Consider the following 23,857-nt stretch of genomic DNA (forward strand, 5'->3'; position numbering starts at 1 on the left):
CGCCCGAGTCCCGTGCACGCCCCGTGCGCGAGGTTCGTATTCCGGTCGTTGCCATCACGTCCGGCAAGGGCGGCGTCGGCAAGACCACGCTCAGCGTCAATCTGTCAATTGCGCTCACCCGCCGCGGATGTCGCGTCAGCCTGGTCGACGCCGACCTGGGCCTGGCGAACGCCGACGTGCTGTGCGGCATGAGCCCGACCACCCGGGTCGACGCGCTCTGCGACCGCGAGCCGGGCGTCGCGCGCTCGATGGACCAGATCGCCGTGCCCGCCCCGGGGGGGTTCCGCCTGGTCCCCGGCTCGGTCGGCGTGGCGCGCATCGCCTCGCTGGGCGATGACGCCCGGCGGATCCTCCTCGACGGACTGGCCGATCTCGAGCGCGAGAGCGACGTCATCCTCATCGACACCGGCGCGGGCATCCACGACGCCGTCAGCACGTTCGTCCGGGCGGCCGACCTGGTGCTGGTGGTCGCGACGCCCGAACCGACGTCCATCGCGGACGCCTACGCCCTCATGAAGTGTGTGCGTGCGCAGTCGACCGAGCCCCCGGTGTTCGCGCTGGTGGTGAACGAGGTCACGGGCGACGCCGAGGCCCTGCACGTGCACCAGCGCCTCGCCGCCACCTGCAAGAAGTTCCTGGGCTTCCCCCTCCCGCTCGTGGGCATCGTGCGCCGCGACGACGCGGTGGAAGATGCTGTCCGCGCCCGGCGTCCGCTGTTGATTGGCACGCCGCGTGCGAGAGCAAGCCGCGATGTCGGCGATCTGGCGGGACGCGTCGCGCGGACGCTCAACCTCGAGTCGAAGGTTGTGCGACCCGCGGGACGGGGTTTGTTCGGAATGTTCCGCTCATAAAGACGGCATCCCTCGCGCGGCCCGTCTTCACGGGCTCGAAAACACGCGGGAATCACCTCAGGCGCGTCGTCGGGCGGCCGATGGACAGCGGTGAGGGGAGTGTTCGCGGCGTCGACGCCGCGAGGGAGTCTGCCGAGAGGTGCGGAGCGATCCGAGCATCACCAGCGCGATTCTCGCCCTCGCGGGCTTTGCTGTCGCTGTCGTCGCGGGGCTGAGCGCGGACATTCCCGCGACCACGGTTCTTGCGCGTGCACTGCTGGCGATGTTCGCCTGCTACGTCGTGGGCATGGGCGTGGGGAGCGTCCTCTCGCGCGTCGCGCGCGAGCACGTGGCGCAGTACCGCGCGAGCAATCCCATCCCCAGCGTGGGCGGCATGGCCGGCGCGAGCGGGCCCGAACCTGTTGTCGTCGTGGATGAAGCCCCGGAGTCGATCGGTGTGGAGAACGCGAAAAAGTCGTGAATCTGTGGGGTGGAGCCCTTGCAGACGCGACGCCGTGTGGTCATACTTCCGCCGTCGGCGTCAAGGATGACGCCCGACGAGCATCACGGGCGCGGCTCTTCGTGGGCGTGCCCGAGCGAGCGTGACGCCGCACGCGGCGTGCACGACGGAGTTCGCGGGGCCATTCGCGCCGCACTCCGGTAGGTCAAGGAGCGACCTGGTATGTCGAGCCTGAAGTCATCGCGCACGAGCCTTCGATCCGGTGGGCGCTACTCCGCCCGTCACGCCGAACCATCCGGAGCCTCGTCCCCGCTGGACACGATGTCGGTGAACGACATCTGGCTGCAGTACAAGGAACGCCCCGACGAGCCCACGAGGAACTACCTCGTGGAGAAGTACCTCCACCTCGTGCGCTACAACGCCGAGCGCCTGCACACGCGCCTGCCCGACGAGGTCGACATCGAGGACCTCATGTCGGCGGGCATTTTCGGGCTGATGGACGCGATCGACGCCTTCGACCTCGAGAAGAAGGTGAAGTTCGAGACATACTGCGCGTCGCGCGTCCGCGGCGCGATGCTCGACGAACTGCGCTCGATGGACTGGGTGCCCCGCCTGGTGCGCCACCGCTCGGGCAAGGTCGAGCAGGCCCGTCAGATGATCGAGAAGGCGACCGGCGAGCCCGCGACCGACGAACAGGTCGCCGCACGCCTCAACGTCTCGGGCGAGGAGTTCGACAAGCTCAAGCGCGATTCGTCGGCCGTCTCGACCCGCAGCCTCACGCAGCGCACCTTCCCCTCCGACGGCGGGCGCGAGGTCCGCGAGATCGACGTCATCCGCGACGAGACGCAGAGCAACCCGCTGATCGACGTGCAGCGCCGCGACCTGCGCGAGCTCATCACCAAGGGCCTGAGCCGCGCCGAACGCCTCATCGTGATCCTCTACTACTACGAGGGCATGACGATGAAGGAGATCGGCGCGACGCTTGACCTGTCGGAGAGCCGCGTGAGCCAGATGCACAGCAGCATCCTCGCGCGCCTCAAGGCGCAGATGCAGCACCGGATGCGCGAGCTCGAGCCCGTCGAATAGCGCACCCCCGGCTACGCTTCTCCCGATGATCCACCGCGCCGCCGTCGCGCTGGGCTCGAACCTCGGCGACAGGCGCGCCGCGCTCGAGGCGGCGCTCACGCTGCTCGCGTCGGCCGACCGCCTGCTCGCCACCTCCGCGTTCATCGAGACCGAGCCCGTTGGGGGCGTGGCGGAGGGGCGGTTCCTCAACGCGGCGTGCATCATCGAGACCGCCCGCACACCTCTCGCCCTGCTCGAGCGCCTGCTCGAGATCGAGCGATCGCTGGGGCGCGACCGCACGCGCGAGCAGCGGTGGGGTTCGCGCACGCTGGACCTCGACCTGCTCCTGTACGACGACGTCACAATGGACGAAGACGGCCTGACCCTGCCCCACCCGCGCCTGCACGAGCGCCTCTTCGTGCTCGAACCCCTGGCCGAGATCGCCCCGGACTGGATGGTCGGTCGATCGCGCACGGTGCGAGACCTCCGCGACGCGCTGCGCCGGGCGGAACCTCCCGCGTAGGATGGCGCGATGCGCCGCCTTCGAACGCTCGCCCTGCTGCTGGCTTGTCTCTTCCCCGCGATCTGCCGGGCGCAGCCGTCCGAGCCGGGCCCGGCCGAACTGCTTCGGAACATGATCCTGGCGCTGCGCGAAGCACCGCGCGCGCACGAGCTCGTCGTGCGCGCCTACACGCCCGAGGGGCGCGAGCGCGTGAGCCGCGTCGAACTCCTGACCGACCGTGGCGGCGACGCCCGCCCGCGCCGCGTCGTGCTGCGACTCGGGCGATCGCTGCACGTCGAGGCCTCGGGGGGCGTGCTGCGGGCCGTCTCTCCCAGAAACCCCGACGCGTACTTCGAGGCCCCGGTCGCCGACCCGCTCACGCCGGCGTCGATCGCGGCGGTGCTGCCCGACCTCCCGCTCCCGCTGATCGAGTGGGCCATCGGCGAAACCCCGGCGCCCGAAGCGCGGGGCGCCGAGCCATCCGGGGCCGACGCGCCCGTGGAGGTCGCGGTCCCGCCGCTGGGCATCGTGACGTTCGAGCGGGCGGCGCGTTCCGAACCACCCGGCACGATCACGTTGCACGGCCGCACGCCGGCGGGCCCGGTCGAACTGACGCTCGACGCGCAGACCGGCCGCCTGCGCCACGTCGTGGGCATGCTGCGAGAGCGGTCACTCGCGCTGGAGATCGGTGTACGCGAGACCTCGGCCGACGGGGCGTGGGGGATCACCATCGGATCGCGGACGCGTGTGGCGTCGCTGAGCGCCCTGCGTCCGGCGCCGGCCGAACTGTCTCCGGGCGCTAAGGCCGTCGGCCTGGGGTTGATGGCCTCCGACCTGACGCCCTGGGGTGTGGTCGATGCTCTGCACGCGCTGGGGGCCAACCCGGTCGAGGCGGGGGAGGGCCCGCTGCTGGCGGCGTTGGTGCTGTACAAGGTGGATGCGCCGGGGATGGAAGACGGTGCGCTCGCCGCGGTGACGGCCCTGCAGAACGTCAAGCGTTCGCTGGACAAGCGCCGCCTGGCCGGCGAGGCGCGCGTGCCCCGATTGCTCGTCCGCCCCGTGGGGGTGTTCGCGCTCGACCAGTTCCGCCCCGAGGAGGCGCGGCTGCTGGCGTCGCGGTGGGAGGGCATCGGCCTGGACGTCGCCTGGTCGAGCGCCGGGCAGGCGCTGCTCGACCGGTTCGAACGCGGGGCGCCCGGCGTGGTCGTGCTGATCGACGAGGAGCAGACCCTGCGGGGCGCGGCGTCGATCGGGCCCGGGGCGCTCGCCGCCGACGCCGCCGCGGACGAGGTCAAGGCCGCCATCGACGACATGACCCCCTCCCGCTAGCGGACGAGACCAGACCGGCGGATTCGCCGCAACCGATCGCCCCGCGGTGCGTTAGACTCCGATACGCATGACGCGCCGAGCCTTCACCCTCATTGAACTCCTGGTGGTTATCGCCATCATCGGGGTACTCATCAGCATCCTGCTTCCCTCGCTGGGCAAGGCCCGCGAGGCGGCGCGGCAGATCAAGGACGCCGCGAACATCCGCAGCCTTGTGCAGGGCATGGTCATCTGGGGCGGCAACCATGGCGACACCTATCCGCTTCCCAGCGAACTCGACCGGGGAAACCAGACCGTCGACCCCGGCCCATACCCCGCGGGTGTCAAGAACAACACGGGCAACATCTTCTCCGTCATGGTCTTCAACGGCTTCACGCCGGTCGATCTGCTCGTGAGCCCCGCCGAGATCAACCCCCGCATCGTCAAGGACACCCGGTACGAGTACTCCTTCCCCGGGCTGGCGGCCAACCCCGTCGCCGCGATGTGGGACCCCGGCTTTGCCGGCTACCCGGGCGAGATCGGCGCCACCGGCACCGGCGCGGGCGGGCGGCGCGACGGCGGCGTCAACGGCAACCTCAGCTACGCCCACACGCCCCCGTTCGGCGAGCGGGCCGGAACCTGGCGCTCCACGTTCGACTCGCGGCAGGCCGTGATGGCCAACCGGGGCCCGTCGTACGACGGCACGCCCGGCGCGTGGCGGCTGACGCCCGGGGCCTCCGGCGACACCAGCAACCGCCTGCGCATCTACGGGTCCAAGCACCTCTGGGAGGGCAACGTCGCCTTCAACGACGGGCGCGTCATGTTCTTCAGCACTCCCGACGCAGAGCAGTTGCCCGTCACGTACCGCTCGAACATCAACGGGCAGCGCACCCACTTCGACAACGTGTTCGTGAACGAAGACCCGGTGAACGGCCAGCCCGTGGGCGACCAGTTCATCGAGTTCGGCAACAACGCGTGCCTCAAGGTGTACGGCGACGTGTTCTACCTGCCGTCGAGCGGGGCGGCGATCACCCCGTACGTCGATTGACCGCGTCAGCGGCGCGGGCGCGAGGCGTAGTGCAGTTCCAGGTAGCGCGCGACGTAGTCGACGATCGACGCGGCCTCCGGGATGTCCGGGTTCGCCGTCGGGCCCATCGGCTCGAACCGCATCCCCTTGAACCGCGCGACGGCTTCCTCGACCGACAGCCCGAACTGCAGCGCCAGGCTGAAAGCGCGGCAGAAGGCCTGGCACATCCCGGAGATGGTCGAGCCTTCCTTCGCCATCTTGATGAAGATCTCGCCCGGGCGGCCGTCGGGGTAGAGCCCGATCGTGAGGTAGCCCTCGTGCCGCGCGATCGAGAACTTGTGCGTGAGCGACTGACGGGTAACGGGCAGCGCCTGGCGCGTCGCGACCATCGGTTCAGACTCCCCGGCGGGCTGGTCGGGAACGCTCGTCACGCGCGGACGGTAGCCCGGCCTTCCGCGCCTGTGCCGGGTCAATATCGGACAGCCCCACGCCCGCAGGTCCAATATCCGATGTGAAGGTGGGCGCGGGTGGTTCGGCGTGCGAACGGGCTACAGTAGAAATCCTGAGCCTCGGTGCACGCACATCCGGGGCGCTGGCCGATGGGAATGATCTACGTGGGCCGACAGACGACGAACGCACGCTCGATGGCCGCCTGGCCGCTCGGGGGGGTCACGCTCCTCCTGGTGGTCGCGTTCACGCTGCGCCCGGTCGACGTCTCGCCCACCCTGCGCACCACCGACGACACGCGCGTCGCCGCGCACGTGGGGCGGCTGGCGCCGGTGCACGTCCGTGCCCGTCCCGCCGCGCCCGGGCGGCGCGCGGAATCGCGTGGCCCCGAGCGGACCATCGCCCGCGCGCCTCGAACGGACGAAGGGCCGGTGTCGATCCCGGCCCGGGCCGAAGTTTCCGCGGGCATCCTGCGCCCGCGCCTCGAACTGCTCGACCTGCCGCCGCCGGCGCGCGTCGCCTGACGCCCGGGCCGCCCGTCGATCGGGCGGCCTGACCACCCTGATTTTCCGCACCGCACGCAGGTACGCGCGCCCCCGGGCCACAAGCCGCCCGCCGCGCGCCCGGTCCCGTCGCCCGATTCGGGCGGCCCAGCATCGCGAGCACCCACCATGGCAGAGCAAGGCATCCCGCTGATCGGTCCGCTCCTGAACCGGATCATCGGCACCCGCAACGATCGATTCGTCAAGAAGTACACGCAGCGCGTCGGCGAGATCAACGCGCTGGAGCAGAAGACCCGCGCGCTGACCGACGCGCAGATCCGCGCCAAACTGGAGGAGTTCCGCGGGCGGGTGGACAAGGGCGAGTCTCCCGACGCGGTGATGGCCGAGGCGTTCGCCGTCGCGCGGGAGGCGATGGACCGGGCCGTGGGCATCCGCAACATCTTCAACCCGCGCCACGCGTTCGATCCGTCGCGCCTGCCCGAGGCGCTCCGGGGCGTCTACGCCGAGACGCGGGCGAAGGCCGATGCGACCCCGCCGGCCCCACCGACGGGCGAGTGGCAGGGGTGCGCCGAGCCCGTGCCCGGGTGGATGCAGGTGGAGATCCCCGCGGCGTTGTACGAGGCGGTGCGTGAGCTCTACCCCGAGAGCCGCCCGCCGTTCCGCGCGCGCCCCTTCGACGTGCAGCTGATCGGCGGCATGGTGCTGTGCCAGGGCAAGATCGCCGAGATGAAGACGGGCGAGGGCAAGACGATCGTGGGCCCGCTGGCGTGCTACATGGCCGCGGTCGAGCGGATGAAGGTGCACGTCGTCACGGTGAACGACTATCTCGTGCAGCGCGACCGCGACTGGACGTTCCCGTTCTTCCACGCGCTGGGCATGACGGTGGGCGCGATCCACCCGCAGCACATGCAGGACGAGGGGATGAAGCGGGTGATGTACCGCTGCGACGTGGTGTACGGCACGACGAGCGAGTTCGGCTTCGACTACCTCCGCGACAACATGAAGCGCAGCGCCGACCAGCAGGTGCAGCGCCGGCGCGACTTCGCGATCGTGGACGAGGTGGACTCGATCCTGATCGACGAGGCCCGCACGCCCCTGATCATCTCCGGGCAGGCGCACGACGACCAGCCCCGCTACGACCTCGCGGATCGCCTGGCGCGCCACCTGGTGGACAAGCAGCGCGCCTGGAACGAGGCCGACGAGAAGGTCCAGAAGTGCATGATGCGCATCAAGGGGCTGGAGGGGGACATCCGCCAGTCGCGAGATCGCGCGCAGGTGCCCAAGATCCAGGAGCAGCTCGCGGCGGCGAAGGCCGACCTGCCCGCGCTCGAGAAGGAGCGCGCCCGCCATGTGCAGTACTACGAACTGAAGCTGGAGCGCAAGAGCGCGCAGCTCACGCACGACGGGATCAGCGAGGCGCAGCGGGCCGCGGGGATCGGCTCCTTCTACGTCGACGAGAACCTCGACCTCCCGCACCTGCTCGAGCAGTCGCTCCGCGCCCACACGGTGTACGAACGCGACCGCGACTACGTCGTCATGCCGGGCCAGGACCCGATGACCGGGCGCCCGACGCAGAACGTCGTGATCGTGGACGTGAACACCGGACGCCCGATGATCGGGCGTCAGTGGTCCGACGGGCTCCACCAGGCGGTGGAGTGCAAGGAGGCGGTGCCGATCAAGCAGGAGACGCAGACCGTCGCGACGGTGACGATCCAGAACTTCTTCAAGATGTACAAGCGACTCGCCGGCATGACGGGCACGGCGGACACCGAGGCCCAGGAGTTTCACGACATCTACAAGCTCGACGTCGTGGCCATCCCCACGAACAAGAAGGTCGTGCGTCGCGACTTCGACGACCTGGTTTACCTCTCGGCCAAGGACAAGTGGGGGGCGATCGTCGACGAGATCAAGTACTTCCACGACGCGGGGCGTCCCATCCTGGTGGGCACCACGAGCGTCGAGAAGAGCGAGATGCTCAGCCGCATGCTGACGCAGAAGCACGCGATCCACCACGAGGTGCTCAACGCCAAGCAGCACGAGCGCGAGGCGCACATCGTGGAGAACGCGGGCCAGCTCGGGGCCGTCATGATCGCGACGAACATGGCCGGTCGCGGCACGGACATCAAGCTCGGGCCGGTCTCCCGCGCCACGCTGCTCGACCACTACCTGCGGCGCGGCATCGCGCCGCGCACCGTCACCGCCGAGTCCGACGACGACCAGCTCCGCGAGGGCGTGTACCGCAAGATCGCGTCGAAGGAGCTCGACGTCCAGAAGCGCGACACCGAGACCATGCCCTTCGCCGAGCTCGAGCTCGCGCTGCTGCGCCACTGGGCCGCGAAGTACACGTGGCTCACGGAGAAGCAGATCGCCCAGGCCCCGCGCGAGGAGCTGCTCGACGCGCTCGACAGCACCGGGCGGTTCCTGCTGCACCGCATCCGCTGGTTCGGCTCCATCGAGGACATGGGCGGGCTGCACGTCATCGGCACCGAACGCCACGAGGCGCGGCGCATCGACAACCAGCTGCGGGGACGCTCGGGGCGCCAGGGCGACAACGGCTCCAGCCGCTTCTTCGTCTCGCTCGAAGACGACCTCATGAAGATGTTCGCGGGCGAGACGACCATGAAGATCCTCGCGCGCCTGGGCATGAAGGAGGGCGACGCCATCGAGCACCCCATGCTCAGCAAGAGCGTCGCCAACGCCCAGAAGAAGGTCGAAGAACGCAACTTCCACCACCGCAAGAACGTGCTCGAGTACGACGAGGTGATGGAGCACCAGCGCCAGGCGTTCTACGGCATGCGCCAGCGCGTGATCGAAGGACGCGACGTCCGCGGGCTGATCTTCGACTTCATCAAGTCCACCGTCGACAACGCCGTCGACGAGTACCTCGACCCCGACTTCCCCTTCGTCTCCGCCGCCGAGTTCGCGAAGGCGAAGCTCGAGTGCTCCATCACGCCCGAACGCCTGCGGGGCAAGGAGCTCGTGCAGATGGAGATGGCGATCGTCGACGAGGCCCTCTACGAGGCGCGCCAGTCCATCGCCCTCACGCTGGGCGAGTATCTGCCCGAGGAAGAGTCCGAGGCGCGCGTCGACTTCGACGCCCAGGGCCTGGTCCGCTGGGCCAGGAACCGCTTCGGGGTCGACATCAACCCCGACGATCTGCGCTCCGGCTCCGCCCGCGAGCGGGCCAGCGTGGAGAACCGCCTCGTCGCCGCGGCCGAACGCGTCATCCAGAGCGCCGACCTCTCCGGGCTCGCCGCCTTCGTCGTGCCGAACTTCGGCGCCCAGCGCCTGGCCGAGTGGGTCAAGGACAAGCTCGACTTCGACGTCACCGCCGACGAGATCGTCCGCACGCACAAGGTGGCGTCGGACACCGGTGTCTCCGTCACCGACATGCTCATGAAGCGCGTCGAGGAGATGTACCGCGCCCGCGAGGTCGAGTACCCCGTCGACTTCGCCATGCAGATGACGCAGATGCAGATGCGTCAGGACCCCGGCGCTGCGCTCGCGCACCTGGTCGCCTGGGCGAACCGGCGTTTCGGCGCATCCTTCACGCCCGAGGAAGTCCGACGCACGCCCCCGGCGCGCTTCCGCGAGGGGCTCCTCGAGCTCTCCCGCGCGTTCGTCGACCAGGGCAGGCTCGACAAGGCGATCGCCGAGGCCCAGGCGTGCGCGACCGACGAGGCGCTCGAGGCGCACCTGCGCGATCGGTACGCCGCGGCGATGCCCGACACGCTCCGCTACCTTAAGGGCGACGAACGCGTGAACGCGATCCGGGCGCGCGTCGAGAGCATCCTGCGGGCCGAACTGCTGCAGTTTGAGCGGGCCGTGCTGCTCGAGACGCTCGATACGTCGTGGAAGGACCACCTGTACGCGATGGACCAGCTCCGCGACACGATCAACTTCCGCGCGGTATCGCAGCAGGACCCGCGCATCGAGTTCAAGCGCGAGGGCTCGCAGTTGTTCCAGGGGATGATGGAGACCGTCCGCGCCCGCATCACCGAGTACATCTTCAAGGCCCGCCTCGAGATGCAGGCCCCGCCGCCGCCCGCCCGTCCCGCGCCCGTGGGCCCGGCGCCCCTCCCGCGGGCCGCCGTCGCCGCGCCGGCCATGGCCGGGGGCATCGTCGGTCCTGGATTCCCCATGGCCGCCCCCGCCCGACCGCCCGGCCAGCCGCCGGCCGGCCAGGGTGCGGGGCAGGGCGGCGGGCTGGCGTAACCTCCCCGCCGAGGCATCCGCCCCCGCCCCGCGTACGTAGAATGACCGGGGATGGGGGCGTCCCCGGCCTCTTCGCGCGCTCATTCCGACGCGCCACATCGGAGCTTGGTATGCCCTGCGCACGCCCACGTCCCCGTGCCTTCACCCTCATGGAACTGCTCGTCGTCATCGGCATCATCGCCGTGCTCGTCGCGCTCGTCGTCGTCGTCGGCTCCGCCGTCACCTCCAACGCCCGCTCGTCCCTCACGCGAGACGGCCTGCGCGTGCTCGACAGCACCCTCGCCTCCTACATCGCCGACAACGGCGACATCCCCATCGCCTACGTCCCCGACCCGCGCGTCACGCAGAACCCGGGGCAGTACCGCAACGTGCTCCTCCCCGTCGCCGACGCGCGCAACATGAGCGACAACGACACCGCCGCCTCGCCCCAGGGCAACCAGATGATCAACTCGGTGGGGCTCTTCATGACGCAGGTCAACCCCGCGGCCGACAGCCAGTCCGTCGTCAAGCTGCGCGGCTCGGTCAACGCCCAAAAGAACCTCTCGGCCCTGCCTTCCAAGCTCTCCGCCGTCTACGACGCCGACCGCAACCCCGACCGCCAGCCCGCGATCTCGACCGCCATCGACGCCTGGGGCCGCCCCATGCGGTACGTGCACCCGTCGTTCGACGGCCTGATGACGGACGACCCCACGAACACCTCGCCCGACCCCGCCGCCGCACGTGACGTCGACCTCGTCCTCGGTGCGCCGCGCCCGAACACGACCTGGGCCATCGCCCGCATCCGGCGCAACGCCCGCGACACTGCTCCCACGCCCACGCAGGCCCAGCAGTTCGCCGACAGCGACGGCGGCTCGTGCGTCGGCAACCGCCCGTACTTCTATTCCGCCGGGCCCGATGGTCGCGTCGGCGTGCAGGTGAGCGCGGGCGGCGAAGTCATCAACGACTTCAACGCCGACAACGTCTACACCACGCTCCCCAGCTTCCCCAGCAAGTTCTGACCGGTCCGGCGCGCCCCCGATCAGCCCCGCTCGAACACGGGCGGGATGCGCCGGGCGTTGCCGTACACTTTTTCCATGCGAGCAGTCGTCGTCACGAAGCGCGGCCAGCCCGTCGCGCCCAACATCGAGTTCCGCACCGACTGGCCTGATCCGGCCCCGCCCGCGCCGGGATGGGTGGGCCTGCGCACCCTCGCCAGCGCGTTCAACCAGATGGACCTGTGGGTCGGGCGGGGCGTGCCGGGGCTTGAACTCACCTACCCGCGCGTCTCCGGCTGCGACGCCTGCGCGATCGTCGAGTCGCTCGGCGAGGGCGTCGACAAGGCCTGGCTGGGCCGGCGCGTCATCGTGAACGCGGCCCTCCGCGTGCCCGACCGCCAGCACCCCGACGATCCGCCCGCCGCGGCCCTCGCCCCCAACTACGAACTCATCGGCGAGCACCACGACGGCATGCTCCGCGAACGCTTCTCCGCGCCCGTCGCGAACCTCGCCGACGTCGGCGACGCCGACCCCGTGCAGGCCGCGGCGTTCGGCCTGTGCGCCCTCACCGCGTGGTCCATGATCGTGACGAAGGGCGAGCTCAAACCCGGGCAGCGCGTGCTCATCACGGGCATCGGTGGGGGGGTCGCGACGAGCGCGCTGGCGATCGCGCGCCACATCGGCTGTCGCATCGCCGTCACCAGCCGCCATCAGTGGAAGCTCGACCGCGCAAAGGAACTCGGCGCCGATGTGGGCGTGCTCGACGCGGGGCAGGACTGGTCAAAGGACGTCCGCGCGTGGACCAACAAGCGGGGCGTCGACATGGCGGTCGATTCCTCGGGCAAGGCGACGCACCTGGCGTGCATCAAGTCGCTCGCGCGGGGCGGCGTGTACGTCACGCCCGGCTGCACCAGCGGGCCCGACGCCACCACCGATCTCGCCCGCATCTTCTGGAATCAACTCCGACTGCTCGGCTCGACCATGGGGACGAACGAGGAGTTCCGCGAGGTGGCGTCGCTCTTCCGGCGCGGGGCCCTCGCGCCGGCGGTGGACCTCGTGGTCCCCGCCTCCGACGCGCGCCGGGCCTACGAGCGGCTCGAGTCCGCGGACCAGTTCGGCAAAGTCGTCGTCACGTGGTAGCCAGAGCGGCGCAGCAACAGCCCGGAACGCGGTGCCCCGCACCGCGCGTCCGCGCCGATGGCCGGTGCTCTTGGCTCAGGCCTTCGCGGATTCGGCAGCGGCGGCCTTGGTCGAGGCCTTGAGATCGCGCGCCGCCGCGTCCTGCCCGGGGATCGGCACGCCGTCCGTCGCGTTGTGCTTGATCCCGCGGCGCTGATCGCGCAGGCGGCGCGACTTGCCCAGCCGGTCACGCAGGTAGTAGAGCTTCGCACGCCGCGCGTCCGCCCGGCGCACGATCTCGACCTTCGCGACCAGCGGGGAGTTCAGCGGGAAGATGCGCTCCACGCCCACGCTGTCGACGATCTTGCGCACGACGGCCATCTCGTTGATGCCCCGCCCGTGGCGCGAGAGGCACACGCCCTGGAACATCTGGGCGCGCTCCTTGTCGCCCTCCACGATGCGGAAGTAGACGTTGATGGTGTCGCCGGGCAGGAAGTTCGGCAGCCCGGACTTCAGTTGCGACTTGTTGATCTCTTCGATGATGAGCGACGTCATGGCAGGCCCTCGAAAATGCCGCGGAACGCGGGAGGGGATGGTAGGCGGGGAACCCGCGCCGGTCGCGTGCCTCGCGCCCGCTACGCGCCCGGGGGGAGCAGATCGGGCCGCCGCGACCGCGTGCGGGCCACGCGCTGCTCCCGCCGCCACGCCGCGATCTTCCCGTGGTCGCCGCTCAGCAGCACGTCCGGCACCACGCGCCCGTTCCACTCGCGCGGCTTGGTGTAGTGCGGGCAGTCGAGCAGACGCGTCGGCTCGCCCGCGCTGGGGCCGGGTGAACAAACCCCGAAACTGTCCTCGCCCGCGGAGTCCTCATCGCCGAGCACCCCCGGCAGCAGGCGCACCACCGCGTCGATGAGCACCATCGCCGCCAGTTCGCCCCCGGAGAGCACGTAGTCGCCCAGGCTGAGTTCCAGCGGCTCGAGGGCGTCGATCACGCGCTCGTCGAGCCCCTCGTAATGCCCCGCGATGACGAGCAGGCGCGGCAGGGTGCTCAGTTCTTCGACCAGCGACTGATCGAGCCGGCGCCCCTGGGGCGTGGTGAGAATCCGGCGCGCCGGGCGCGGGTCCATCGCCTCGGCCGCGTGCACCGCGTCCCACACGGGCTGGCACATCATGACCATGCCCGGCCCGCCGCCGAACGGGCGGTCGTCGGTCTTGCGGTGCTTGTTGTCCGCGTAGGCGCGGATATCGGTCGCGACGATCGAGACCTTGCCGGCGCGCACCGCCCGCCCGGGAATGCTGACGCCCAGCGCCGCGGGGGGCTCGACGCCGAACATCTCGGGGAACGTGGTGAGAACGTCGATGCGCATGAGGCCCGCCGCACGGGCCGACGCGGGTTACGCCTGCGCCGGCGGGATCAGGCCTTCTTCTCGTCCTTCTTCTCGCCCTCGGCCGCGGCCTTGGCGATGTTCTTCTCGACCATCCGCCGGTCGAACGCGCGGTCGTTCTCCCACGCCTGCACGTCCACCAGTCCGCGCTTCGCGAACATGTCGCGCACGGTGTCGGTGGGCTGGGCGCCCTTGGAGATCCAGTACTTCACGCGCTCTTCGTTCAGGGTGACCTGCTTGGCCGGGTCCTTCTCGACGGGGTCGTACGTGCCGAGGAGTTCGATCAGCGGGCCGTTGCGCCGCGTGCGCTGATCCATCGCGCCGATGCGGTAAAACGGACGGTTCCGGCGACCCAGACGCTGCATGCGGATACGGACCATTGATCTACTCCCGACGCCGGCCATGCCGGCAAGTACAACCCCGTCGCGCAACCCTTGCCCGGACACCCGGGGACGGCCTCCGTGAGGCCGAATGGCGATGGGCCGAGATGGTAGGCGAGGCCGGGAGAGGCGGCCAACTCGTCCACCCGCAAGGGGCCGCGAGACGGGGGACGGAAGAATCGAGTAGGGTAACGGGGTCTCGGGTAACTCCTGTCGAGTGCAGTCGGCGGCGGAGCGAGCCGTCATGGAGGCGTTCAACGAGGGGAAGCCGCCGTCGGTCGCGCAGATCAAGGAGCTGCTGGCGCACCGGCATGGCTCCCACCCCGACGACTTCCGGGCGGGGTTCCTGGGCGACGCGGAACTCGACGGGCACCACGTCGTGCCGCTGAAGGAACTCAAGGAGATGATCGCGCGGAAGCGATACGAGGCGGAGTTTTCATCGTTGACGCCGGCTCAACGGGCCGACGTCAACGCCGAGTTCGAACGCATCAAGGACCTGATGCCCGGCTTCCCGATGGACAAGGCCCTCCACAGGGAGTATCACAGTATTCTAAGGGGGCTGATCAAGTCGGGTGACCCGCCGACAGATGTCGATGCATACGCAAACAAGGTGCGGGAATCATTACAAGAGCTGCAGCGACGCCATCCCGGCGATGGCAGCTTTGATTACACAACGTTGGCCCGCGAAGCAGATCGTTGGCTGCGAATGTCTAATATTGAATTGTTGCCGCCGCTATGAGAATATATGTTCGATTTGAAGGCATTAACGACAAGGATCATCCTGCAGATGTAGTGCGGTCGATTATAAGTCTCGCCCCCGAAGGCGATGTTGTTCGAGGGATGTTTCGTATGAGCATCCTAGAATCAGACCCACGCGCCAGACAGATTGTGGAAATCCTTAGAGCGGCCGGCATCGTGCCAAGGAAGTTTGGCGAGAGCCGGCGTGACTACTCGAACTTCTATTCTCTATCCCGATATCGCGAGTACGAGGACTCGGACTTCGAAGGGCTGGAGCTGCTGCAGGTGTGGCCGGAGACGGTGGCGGATTCGGAGTACGCCGGATCAACTCATTACGTCCGGCGTGCGCGGCTTCAGAAAGGAGTACAGTTCGCGAGAAGTCTGCATGGCGATATTATCATGGTCCCCGAACGCATCCGGCTGGCCCTCCAGTCAGCCGAGTTTCGCGGGCTCGACGTTGCTCCGCTCCGGGTCATGAAAAACACGCCGAATCCGGACGACGATCCGACTCGGGAAGCCGATACATCCAAGATCGGGGGGCCTTGGTGGACGATCGAACCGCTGATCACGCTGCCGCCGGTCTCGCCCTACCTCTCCAAAGTAAGGGGGAAGGACGGAGGGCCGGGCCCCCGCGACGCGAAGTGGCTCGTCATCCGCGAGCCGGGCTTCGACGACGTGGAGTTTCATTTCCTGCGGAGCGAACTTCGTCAGGTGCCCGAGTTTGACTTCGCCCGCACATACGAGGGTTGGCCGAGTGGGGGGATCGTAGTGTCGAAGCGCTTCTACGACTTCTGCAAGGAACACAACCTCAAGTGCGGCTTCAAACCGGTGCGGATCGACGAGGAGTGAGCAATCCGGCTGCCCTCATCGCGGGCCGATGGCGATGAAGTGGAACCTGCCGTTCACGAAGTCCGAGTCGTCGGCCCGGCGCAGGAACACACGCGCCGCGGACGGGCTGACCGTATTTAAGAACGCGGTGGGGCGCACCGAGCCCTGGGCGATGTCGCCGGTGGCCGTGACGGTCGGGTTGTCCGCGAACGGGGTCGAGAAGGTGATGAGATACCCGCCCGTGAAGTCGTTGAGGACGGAGAACCCGAGCCCCTCCAGCACGGCGCCGTTGGACGCGACCGTGCCGCGAATGATCCGGAGGTTCTCCACGCCCCCGGGCGCGAAGAACTCCGAGCTGAAGCCCAGCTTGACGTTGCCGCGGACGTCGAGCTTGGACGTCGGGGTGGTCGTCCCAAGACCCAGGCTGCCCGAGATCGCCGCGTTCCCGCGCACGTCGAGCAGGGCGACCGGATTGGTCGTGCCGATGCCGACGTTGCCGTTGCCGCTGCCGAGCGAGACGAGCGAGAATCCGGCGGCGGGGTCGATGTTGAGCTGCGTGTAGTTCACGAAATCGCCGTTACGAGAGCTCTGCACCCGCAGCCGGCTGTTCACGGGCTTTGTCCCGTGCTGCTCGATGAATCCGCCGTTGTCGTCCACGCCGTTGTACGCGAAGAGCGAGCCCGCGCCGCCCCATTGGATAAACCCGTTGACGTGCAGCGGGGCCTGGGGAACAAGCGTCCCGATCCCCACGCGTCCGACGTTGTCCACGACGACCGCCTGGGCCGGGTCGCCGTCCGGGGCGGCCAGCATCAGCGCGGCGCTCGCCGCCGCGGCACGCGGCACCGCCGTGAGGGGCTGGCGCGGCGTCAGCGTCGTAAAGCCCGACGGGTTCGCGCACGACAGCCCGGAGTCCGCACGCACGGCGATCTCCAGGAATCGGGGCGAGGTGTTCGCGTACTGCTGCGCAAAGTCGATCACGACCGTGAAACGCCCATCCACCACGTTGACGTTGTCGGCGCACGCCGACGCCGAGTTCGCGCCCTCCTGCGCGTCGTCGTACAGGCGGAACTGCATGTCGTACACGCCGTTGGCGGGCTGTCCGGCGCTCTTTAGTTCACCCTGATACGTGAACGCGAGGCTCTGGGCGAGCGCACCCGCGCAGACCGCAAGCGACGCGAACGCGGCGAAGATTCTCATGATCGGCCCCTCCGGCGCGGGTCCGGGTGTGTGCCCGTCCCGCGCGGGCGCAGCATACCGCCGCGCTCGGCGTTGTCACTCGGTTTCCCGGGCGTCAGACGCCGGGGCCGTGCGCATTCCATCGGGGCCGGGCGGGGGCGCGGGTTCGGGGCGGCTCTCGGCCGCGCTCGTCGGGCGGATCCCGAAGCATCGCCCCGATGGGCTCGCCCCACCCGATGTCGCCCCCGGAGGGCGGGCCGCCGACGGGCGTCGCCGACCACAGCACCGCGTGGGCCGGGCCAAATCGTTCGGCCGCCCACCGGACGGCGAAGCGATCGACATCGGGATTGCCGGTCCAGGCGAGCAGCCACCCCGCGTCGGGCGGCGCGCCGACGTCGTCCATCCAGCGTGCGTCGGTGGCGTCGCCCTCGATGGCGTTGACGCCCGCGAGCGCCGCTGAGGCGACGCGCGAGTCGTTGGTGTCGATGACGCGCGTCGCCACGTCGTGCGCCGCGAGCCGCTTGGCGAGCGCGATGCTGAGCGAATGCCCGCCCACGAGGATCAGCGCCCGCCCCTCGCCGGCCTGCACGCGCAGCAGGCGCACCAGGAGCGGCGAGATCGTGCTCGCGAGCAGCACGGTGCCGGCGATCACCGTGAACATGATGAGTTCGAGACGTTCCGCGTCGGAGGGCGGCGCGTCGCCCTCCGGCGCCGGGGTGCCGCCCCGCAGTTCCGCCGCCGCGACCGCCGCCACCGAGAGCGCGACGATCCCGCGCGGCGCGAACGTGCCGGCGAAGATGCGCTCGCGCAGCGTGAGCACGGACCCGATGGTGGAGAGGAACACGCACGCCGGGCGCACGACGAACACCAGCAGCAGCACGAAGGCGCCGTCGCGCCACGACAGCGACCCCAGGCGCGCCACGTCGAACCGCGACGCCAGCAGCACGAACAGCGTGCCCACCAGGATCACCGCCAGCAGTTCCTTGAACGCGCGCAGTTCCGTGGCGCCCAGCACGCGCGCGCGGGCCATCATCACCCCGCAGATCGTCACCGCCACCAGCCCCGCCTCGGCGGTCACCGCCTCGCCCACGCCCACGCAGGTCATGCACACGCCGATCGCCAGCAGGTTCAGCGACTGCGGGTCGGGGCGGCCCGCGCGGTCCGCCGCACGCAGCAGCGCGTACCCCAGCATCCCCATCACCAGACCCACCCCCGCCCCGCCCACCAGGGGCACCGCGAAACGCCGCAGCGCCTCGCCCGCGAGGCTCGCGTCCGGCCCCAGCACCTCCGACAGGCGCAGCACCTCGAGCGTCGCGATCGTGGCGATCACCCCGATCGGATCGATCAGCACCGCCTCCGCCGCCAGCACCGTGTGCAGGCGCGGCGAGACGTGCAGCAGTCGCAGCAGCGGCTGCACGACCGTCGGGCCGGTCACGATCACCGTGGCGCCCAGCAGGATCGAGATCCGCCAGGGCAGCCCGAGCACCACGTGCGCACCCACCGCCGCGCCCACCCATGTCACGACCGCCCCGACCGTCAGGAGCCCCCACACCGCGCGCGGCGCACGCGAGAGTTCCACGCGGTTCAGGTGCAGCGCGCCCTCGAAGATCAGCAGCCCGATCGCGACCGTGATGATCGCCTTCAGCACCGGCCCCAGCGATTCGGCGTTCACCACCCCCGCCCCCGACACGCCCAGCAGCAGCCCCGCGCCCAGCAGCGGGAGCAGCGCGGGAAGCCGCAGCCGCTTGCACCCGACGGTGATCAGCGCGCTGACCCCGAGCGAGAGAGCCAGAGATTGTGCGGCGGGGTCGATCATGCGGCGGAGCGGCGGGAATGGCCCCGCCGGGACTTGAACCCGGACTCTCGTCGCCGAGAAGCGGATTTTAAGTCCGCTGCGTCTGCCGTTCCGCCACGGGGCCCGCGTCAGTCTACGGGCGGCACGGGCGCGGGCTGCTCGGGGTCGTCCAGCCCGGCCTCGCGCCGAAACCGGTCGAGTCTCTCCGGCGTCCACCGCCACTCCGGGTTCTCACGCTCGATGCGCTGCAGTTCGTCGAGGATCGCGCGCGCCTCGCGTCGCGCCTGTTCGGTGTCGCCGGAATCGCGCAGCGCCTCGAACAGGCACGAGCGCGCGAAGTGCCGCTGGAGTTGGTACGTGAAGTTCCCGGGCTCGCCGCTCGCCAACACCTCTGATTCCTCGACGGCCACGCGCGCGATCGGCAACGCCTCGTCCGCCCGCCCCAGACGCGTGAGCATCACCGCCAACTGACCCCGCGCGCTCGCCACGCCGTACCGATGGATCGAGTTCGCCGGGTGCGCGGCGGCCAGCGACACGGACAGGTCCAGCCGCTGGCGCACCAGTTCCTCGGCGCGCGCCTCGTCGCCCATCAGATAGGCCAGTTCGCTCAGCCGCGCATACGAGTACGAGACGTCGTCGAGCACGCCGGGATGGGCCGGGCTGAGCTCGAGCGCCCGCTGCTGGATCCCCAGCGCCGCCTCGTAGCGGGTGCGCACCTCGAGCCGCGCCTGCTCCCGCGTGCGGAACCGCTCCGCCGGGTCGCGCGTGTTCGCCATGTTGTGCACGCTGTCGCCGATGCGGACGACGGCCGTCGCGTGCCGGCGGAGCACGTCGATGTCGGACGGGCGCTCCTCCGCCACCCTGCGGAGCAGCCGCTCCGCCTCGACCCAGTGCGCGTGCGCATGCGAGTAACGCGAGTCGGTTTCCTCGAGATCGCCGATCACCCCCGTGACCGCCGCGAGCGCGAGGCGCGTGCGATCATCGCCCTTGCCCGAGGCTTCGAGGCGCTGCAGGGGTTCGAGCAGCGTGCGCGCGATCTGTCGTCGCGTGTCGCGGGCGCCGCTGAGGTTCCCCAGCAGTCCCAGAACGCCCGAGTTCACCTTCTCCAGCGTGTCCGCGAGTTCTTCTCGGCGCTGCGTGGCCTCGCGCCGTGAGGCCAGCGCCCACGCCGTGAGCCCCAGGCCCAGCGAGGCGACCGCGATCCCCACGGAAAGCCGGCGCCAGTGACGCCGGCACGTCCGGGCCGCACGCTCGAACGCCGACGGCGCACGTGCGCTCACCGTCTCGCCCCGCAGCACCCGGCGCAGATCCGCCGCGAAGCTCTCCATCGTTTCGTACCGGCGCGAGCGGTCAGCGGCGGTGGCGCAGCGGCACACCCCGGTGAGGTCGCGCCCGGAGGTCCCCGTCGGCTCGCGCAGTTCCGCCAGCGTCACGCGACCGATCTGCGACATCGCCTCGAGCACCGACGCCCGCACGTCGCGCCAGGGGAGCTGCCCCGCCAGCAGTTCGTACAGGATCAGTCCCAGCGCGTAGATGTCCGTCCGCGTGTCGGGGACGTCCTCTCCGCGCAACTGCTCCGGGCTCATGTACACGAGCGTGCCGGGCACGCCCCCGCCCTCGGCCGTGGCGCGCCCCGCATCGGTGACCAGGCGCGCCGAGCCGAAGTCCACGATCTTCACCATCGTCCGCCCGTCGCGCTCGAAGGCCAGGATGTTCTCCGGCTTCACGTCCCGGTGGATCACGCCGCGCTGGTGCGCGTGATGCAGCGCCTCGCACGCGCCGACGATGATCTCGACCCGCTCACGCCACCCCAGCCGTCGCTCCTCGGCATAGGTCGTCACCGGAACGCCCGGCACGTACTCCACCACCGTGAACGGACGCGCGTCGGGCGTCACACCGGCGTCGAGCACCTTCGCGATCGCCGGATGGTCGAGCGCGGCCATCGCACGCCGCTCCCCCTCCACGCGGAACAGTTCGCGCGGCGTGGGGTGCGGGCGGTGCAGCACCTTCACCGCCACGTCGCGCTCGATCGGCGCGCGCTGGCGGGCCCGGTAGACCACCCCCAGCCCGCCGACCCCGCGCACCTCCACCAGTTCGTACGGGCCCAGGTGGTCTCCGACGTGCACGCGTCGGGCCGCCGGCGTCGACGGGGGCTCCGGCGGCTCGAGAAACCCTTCCTGCTCGGCGCGCAACGCGTCGCGCAGCAGCGACGCGGCGTCGTCGCGCAACTGCACATCGTCTCCGGCGAGTGATTCGAGCAGCCCGTCGCGCGCGTGCGCGGGCGCCTCAATCGCCCGTGCCACGATGCTCCGAACCTGCTGAAACCTGCCGACGTCCATCGCGTGTCTCGCTCAGTCGCTGCCGCAGCCACGCCCGCGCCACAGCGAAGTCCGATCGAACCGTGCGCGACGAGACTCCCAGCACCGTCGCGATCGCCTCGACCTCCATCCCCAAGTAGAAGCGCATCTCCACGATCCGGGCGGAGCGGGGATCCGCCTCGGCCAGTTCGCTGAGCGCGGCCTCCAGGTCGTCCCACACGTCCTCGCGCCCGTTCTCGGACGCGGGTACTTCGCCCGCGTCATCCAGGCGATGCACCGCGCCGGCCCGACGGCGCGCCCGCCGACGCCGCGCGTGGTCGATCAGGGCTCGGCGCATGACCGTCGTCGCCCAGGTGTAGAACTCCGCCTCGCTGGCGAAGCCGGTCCGCCCGGACTTCAGCAGGCGCACCCACAACTCGCCCACCAAGGCCGTGGGCTGGAGGGTGTGCCCGAGCGGCTCGCTGCGAAAGAGCGCGGCTGCGAGGCGGCGCAGTTCCTGCGCCACATCCGGCGATCGGAGCTCGGACCAAGGTGAAACACCGGAATTTTCCCGCGCCTCCTGCATGTGCCCGCCATAGTACCGGGAATTGTGCGAAAAGTTCCTTCCGGTCTTGGCAACGTGCTGCGCTTTGTAGGTCGGGAAGGTCGTCCGGAGGGGAAACTCGGGGGACGCTTCGCCGTGCGCGTCGGGCGGTTCTCCTCCCGCGTCCGTGCGCCGTGCGGGTGTCCTCCGCTCTGAGGTGTGGGGTACCGCCGGTCCCGGTGCGCGCCGATCGTGGGGGTCGGCGCCGCCAGGGCCGGCGGTATCCATTTAGATGCGTGGCGCCTCGCGCGCACGCGCCGCCGTGAACCAGAACACCCCGGCGGCCCGCCCGGACAAAAACACGGCCCCCGCCCGAGTTCGAGCGGGGACCGCTGCGGAAAGGCCGCTCGCAAGAGAGCGGCCTTGGAGGGGGGCGTTGGGCATTACGGGCACTGTCCGCCGCCGACGACGTCGACCAGCGCGCTGACGTCGTTCTGGTCGACGTTGCCGTCACGGTTGAAGTCGAGGTCGAAGCCGGCCGGGTTGGGCCCGCCGCCGATGGCGGTCACAAGGGCGAGGATGTCGTCCTGATCGACGTTGCCGTCCTGGTTGAAGTCAGGATCGCAGATGGGCGCGACCGTGCCGCGAACGTTGTCGGCGAGGTAGATGGTGCCCAGACCCTGCGTGCCGAACTCGTTGTCGGTGCCGATGCCGAGGTTGGGGCTGCCGGCCTCGATGCCGGTGTACTTGTCGTTCCAGAGCCCGTTCTCGGGGCCGGCGGGCCCGCCGGCGACCGCCGCGAAGTCGACGAAGCGGAGGTTCTGGAGGTCGACCTGCGTGAGGCCGAGGCTGACGTAGTCGATGGCGATCTCGACGACGGTGGGGTCGGCGGGGCTGACGCGTTGCCACATGACGAGCTGGCCGGCGCCGCCGTTGAAGATCCCGTCGCTGAGGATGACCTGTGCGTCGTAGCCGTTCATCCCGAACTCCTCGAGCGGGTTCTGGACCTTGGTGACGTTGACGCCCGAGGGGCCCGGCTGCCCGTGGATGGGCCCGCCGCGCCCGCCGACGTCGAGGTCGGTGTCCTTCCATCCCTCGGTCTTGGCGTTGGTGAAGACGGTGCTGGGGGTGCCGGCGAAGCCGGGCTCGTCGGCCATGAAGTACCACGAGTTGCGCCCGTCGGCGTCGGTGCCGATGCGGAGCAGGTACTTCGCCTTCAGGCCCTCGATGGAGTTGACGCCGTCCTTCGTGCGCTTCTCGAGCCCGACCAGATCGATGGACGCGTACAGGTAGTTGGCGTCCCAGCCGAGGCGGGCCCGCTCGACGTCGACGTACGAGTGGTACTCCTCGCTCGCGTAGTTCGCCCCGACGAGCTGGAACGCCTGCGCGATCGGACGCTCGTAGATGTCGTTCTGGTACCGGTCGGCGCCGGGGTCGATCGTGTAGTACCGGAACCCGCCGGCGATGAACGCGTTGTCGCCGGTGGTTGCATCGGTGTACGTGAACGAGTACGTGGGGGTCGCGGGCTGGGCGGCGGCGAGACCGGCCGTCAGACCAAGGGCGAGCGCCGACATGCGGAGGGGTGCACGAAACATCTCTGATTCTCCAGTGCCGCACGACTCGTGGTCCGGGTCCGATCGGCGGAGGCGACGGTGCCTCGGCCTTCCGGGGGCCTGCGAGTTGTGCGGCACGGACGGAGCGACGGCCCGCTCCGATCCTCACGCGCGAATCAGAGAAAAATCGCGACACGATGAGAGCGACCTTGCGGCGCGCTGCTCACGCGCGCGCGCGATTTTTTTTCGGTTCGTGCATCCGGTTCGCCCGCGCCGTCGAGCGGGCAGCGATCAGCGCCGGCGGACGCCGCGACGCACGCCCGCGCCGCGCGCGGTGCGCGCGCACGCGGCGCAGCGCCCGAAGAGCAGCACCTCGTGCCCTTCCAGCTCGAACCCCGGGGGCGTGTGGTCGTCGAAGTGCCCGCAGCAGCCCTCGACCTCGTACACCTTGCCGCACGAACGGCAGTGAAAGTGATGGTGGTGGTGCTTGCCCGCGAGCTCGTACCGGGGCGGCCCGCCGGGGATGTCGACCTGCGCGATCTGCCCGGATTCCGCCAGCAGCTTCAGCGTGCGGTACACCGTCGCCAGCCCGAGCGTGTCGATCTCGGACTGCGCGTGCGCGAGGATCTCGCGCGGCGAGAGGGGCACGCCGGCCTTGGCGATGACGGCCTGGATGACGCGTCGCTGGCGGGTGTCGCGCTCGGTGCGTGCCAT

21 protein-coding genes, 1 tRNA gene and 1 pseudogene are annotated in these 23,857 nt (G+C 70.0%); 12 read left to right on the forward strand and 11 right to left on the reverse strand.

Annotated elements, in window-relative coordinates; all coding sequences use genetic code 11:
- The first annotated feature begins 23 nt into the window (after nt 1-23).
- The 6 genes from SFY69_00810 to SFY69_00835 all read left to right on the forward strand — a co-directional run bounded on the left by SFY69_00810 (nt 24) and on the right by SFY69_00835 (nt 5,210).
- Nucleotides 24-851: an AAA family ATPase gene (locus tag SFY69_00810; GenBank protein MDX2130575.1), complete on the forward strand. Its 828-nt coding sequence runs from the start codon at nt 24-26 to the stop codon at nt 849-851.
- 139 nt (nt 852-990) lie between these two features.
- Nucleotides 991-1,311, forward strand: coding sequence for a hypothetical protein (locus tag SFY69_00815; protein ID MDX2130576.1), 321 nt, complete (start codon nt 991-993; stop codon nt 1,309-1,311).
- Between the two features lie 201 nt (nt 1,312-1,512).
- Nucleotides 1,513-2,376: a FliA/WhiG family RNA polymerase sigma factor gene (locus tag SFY69_00820; GenBank protein ID MDX2130577.1), complete on the forward strand. Its 864-nt coding sequence runs from the start codon at nt 1,513-1,515 to the stop codon at nt 2,374-2,376.
- A gap of 25 nt (nt 2,377-2,401) precedes the next feature.
- Nucleotides 2,402-2,878 (forward strand): 2-amino-4-hydroxy-6-hydroxymethyldihydropteridine diphosphokinase, encoded by a 477-nt coding sequence (gene folK / locus SFY69_00825; GenBank protein ID MDX2130578.1) that lies wholly within the window; start codon nt 2,402-2,404, stop codon nt 2,876-2,878.
- A 9-nt stretch (nt 2,879-2,887) separates the two neighbouring features.
- Entirely contained in the window at nt 2,888-4,186 is a 1,299-nt protein-coding gene (locus SFY69_00830) for a hypothetical protein (protein MDX2130579.1), read from the forward strand.
- A gap of 67 nt (nt 4,187-4,253) precedes the next feature.
- Nucleotides 4,254-5,210 (forward strand): type II secretion system protein, encoded by a 957-nt coding sequence (locus SFY69_00835; GenBank protein MDX2130580.1) that lies wholly within the window; start codon nt 4,254-4,256, stop codon nt 5,208-5,210.
- 20 nt (nt 5,211-5,230) lie between these two features.
- Here the strand turns inward: SFY69_00835 and SFY69_00840 are convergent.
- Nucleotides 5,231-5,566 (reverse strand): annotated as a pseudogene (locus SFY69_00840) (vitamin B12-dependent ribonucleotide reductase).
- A gap of 195 nt (nt 5,567-5,761) precedes the next feature.
- Here SFY69_00840 and SFY69_00845 point away from each other — a divergent pair.
- From SFY69_00845 to SFY69_00860, 4 genes are all read left to right on the forward strand, one after another.
- Nucleotides 5,762-6,160 (forward strand): hypothetical protein, encoded by a 399-nt coding sequence (locus SFY69_00845; GenBank protein MDX2130581.1) that lies wholly within the window; start codon nt 5,762-5,764, stop codon nt 6,158-6,160.
- Nucleotides 6,161-6,307: 147 nt separating this feature from the next.
- The gene (secA, locus tag SFY69_00850) at nt 6,308-10,354 is read left to right on the forward strand and encodes a preprotein translocase subunit SecA (GenBank protein ID MDX2130582.1); all 4,047 of its coding nucleotides are present in this window, start codon (nt 6,308-6,310) and stop codon (nt 10,352-10,354) included.
- A 110-nt stretch (nt 10,355-10,464) separates the two neighbouring features.
- Entirely contained in the window at nt 10,465-11,352 is an 888-nt protein-coding gene (locus SFY69_00855) for a prepilin-type N-terminal cleavage/methylation domain-containing protein (GenBank protein ID MDX2130583.1), read from the forward strand.
- Nucleotides 11,353-11,427: 75 nt separating this feature from the next.
- Nucleotides 11,428-12,468 (forward strand): zinc-binding dehydrogenase, encoded by a 1,041-nt coding sequence (locus SFY69_00860; protein MDX2130584.1) that lies wholly within the window; start codon nt 11,428-11,430, stop codon nt 12,466-12,468.
- Nucleotides 12,469-12,543: 75 nt separating this feature from the next.
- On the opposite strand, the gene rplS is transcribed toward SFY69_00860, so the two are convergent.
- The 3 genes from rplS to rpsP all read right to left on the reverse strand — a co-directional run bounded on the left by rplS (nt 12,544) and on the right by rpsP (nt 14,212).
- Complete coding sequence (gene rplS, locus SFY69_00865) at nt 12,544-13,002, reverse strand: 50S ribosomal protein L19 (protein MDX2130585.1); 459 nt, start codon at nt 13,000-13,002, stop codon at nt 12,544-12,546.
- Between the two features lie 80 nt (nt 13,003-13,082).
- Nucleotides 13,083-13,814 carry a tRNA (guanosine(37)-N1)-methyltransferase TrmD gene (trmD, locus tag SFY69_00870; protein ID MDX2130586.1) on the reverse strand — a complete coding sequence of 244 codons (732 nt, stop codon included), beginning with the start codon at nt 13,812-13,814 and terminating at the stop codon, nt 13,083-13,085.
- Nucleotides 13,815-13,861: 47 nt separating this feature from the next.
- A complete protein-coding gene (gene rpsP / locus SFY69_00875; protein MDX2130587.1) occupies nt 13,862-14,212 on the reverse strand; it encodes a 30S ribosomal protein S16 in 351 nt (116 codons plus the stop codon).
- Nucleotides 14,213-14,456: 244 nt separating this feature from the next.
- On the opposite strand from rpsP, the gene SFY69_00880 reads away from it, so the two are divergent.
- Both SFY69_00880 and SFY69_00885 read left to right on the forward strand, forming a co-directional pair.
- Entirely contained in the window at nt 14,457-14,951 is a 495-nt protein-coding gene (locus tag SFY69_00880) for a hypothetical protein (GenBank protein ID MDX2130588.1), read from the forward strand.
- Between the two features lie 110 nt (nt 14,952-15,061).
- On the forward strand, nt 15,062-15,799 hold the full coding sequence (locus SFY69_00885) for a hypothetical protein (GenBank protein ID MDX2130589.1): 738 nt from the start codon (nt 15,062-15,064) through the stop codon (nt 15,797-15,799).
- A 15-nt stretch (nt 15,800-15,814) separates the two neighbouring features.
- Here SFY69_00885 and SFY69_00890 read toward each other — a convergent pair whose 3' ends face one another.
- The 7 genes from SFY69_00890 to SFY69_00920 all read right to left on the reverse strand — a co-directional run bounded on the left by SFY69_00890 (nt 15,815) and on the right by SFY69_00920 (nt 23,857).
- Nucleotides 15,815-16,975 (reverse strand): hypothetical protein, encoded by a 1,161-nt coding sequence (locus SFY69_00890; protein ID MDX2130590.1) that lies wholly within the window; start codon nt 16,973-16,975, stop codon nt 15,815-15,817.
- A gap of 94 nt (nt 16,976-17,069) precedes the next feature.
- Complete coding sequence (locus tag SFY69_00895) at nt 17,070-18,770, reverse strand: sodium:proton antiporter (GenBank protein ID MDX2130591.1); 1,701 nt, start codon at nt 18,768-18,770, stop codon at nt 17,070-17,072.
- Nucleotides 18,771-18,788: 18 nt separating this feature from the next.
- Nucleotides 18,789-18,873: transfer RNA gene (locus SFY69_00900), tRNA-Leu, on the reverse strand.
- Nucleotides 18,874-18,877: 4 nt separating this feature from the next.
- The gene (locus SFY69_00905) at nt 18,878-21,052 is read right to left on the reverse strand and encodes a protein kinase (protein MDX2130592.1); all 2,175 of its coding nucleotides are present in this window, start codon (nt 21,050-21,052) and stop codon (nt 18,878-18,880) included.
- Complete coding sequence (locus SFY69_00910; GenBank protein MDX2130593.1) at nt 21,036-21,572, reverse strand: ECF-type sigma factor; 537 nt, start codon at nt 21,570-21,572, stop codon at nt 21,036-21,038. Before SFY69_00910 ends, SFY69_00905 begins: the two co-directional genes overlap by 17 nt.
- A gap of 461 nt (nt 21,573-22,033) precedes the next feature.
- Entirely contained in the window at nt 22,034-23,185 is a 1,152-nt protein-coding gene (locus SFY69_00915; protein ID MDX2130594.1) for a hypothetical protein, read from the reverse strand.
- Between the two features lie 249 nt (nt 23,186-23,434).
- Nucleotides 23,435-23,857: a transcriptional repressor gene (locus tag SFY69_00920; GenBank protein ID MDX2130595.1), complete on the reverse strand. Its 423-nt coding sequence runs from the start codon at nt 23,855-23,857 to the stop codon at nt 23,435-23,437.

Source organism: Planctomycetota bacterium (genome assembly GCA_033763975.1).
GTDB lineage: Bacteria > Planctomycetota > Phycisphaerae > Phycisphaerales > UBA1924 > RI-211.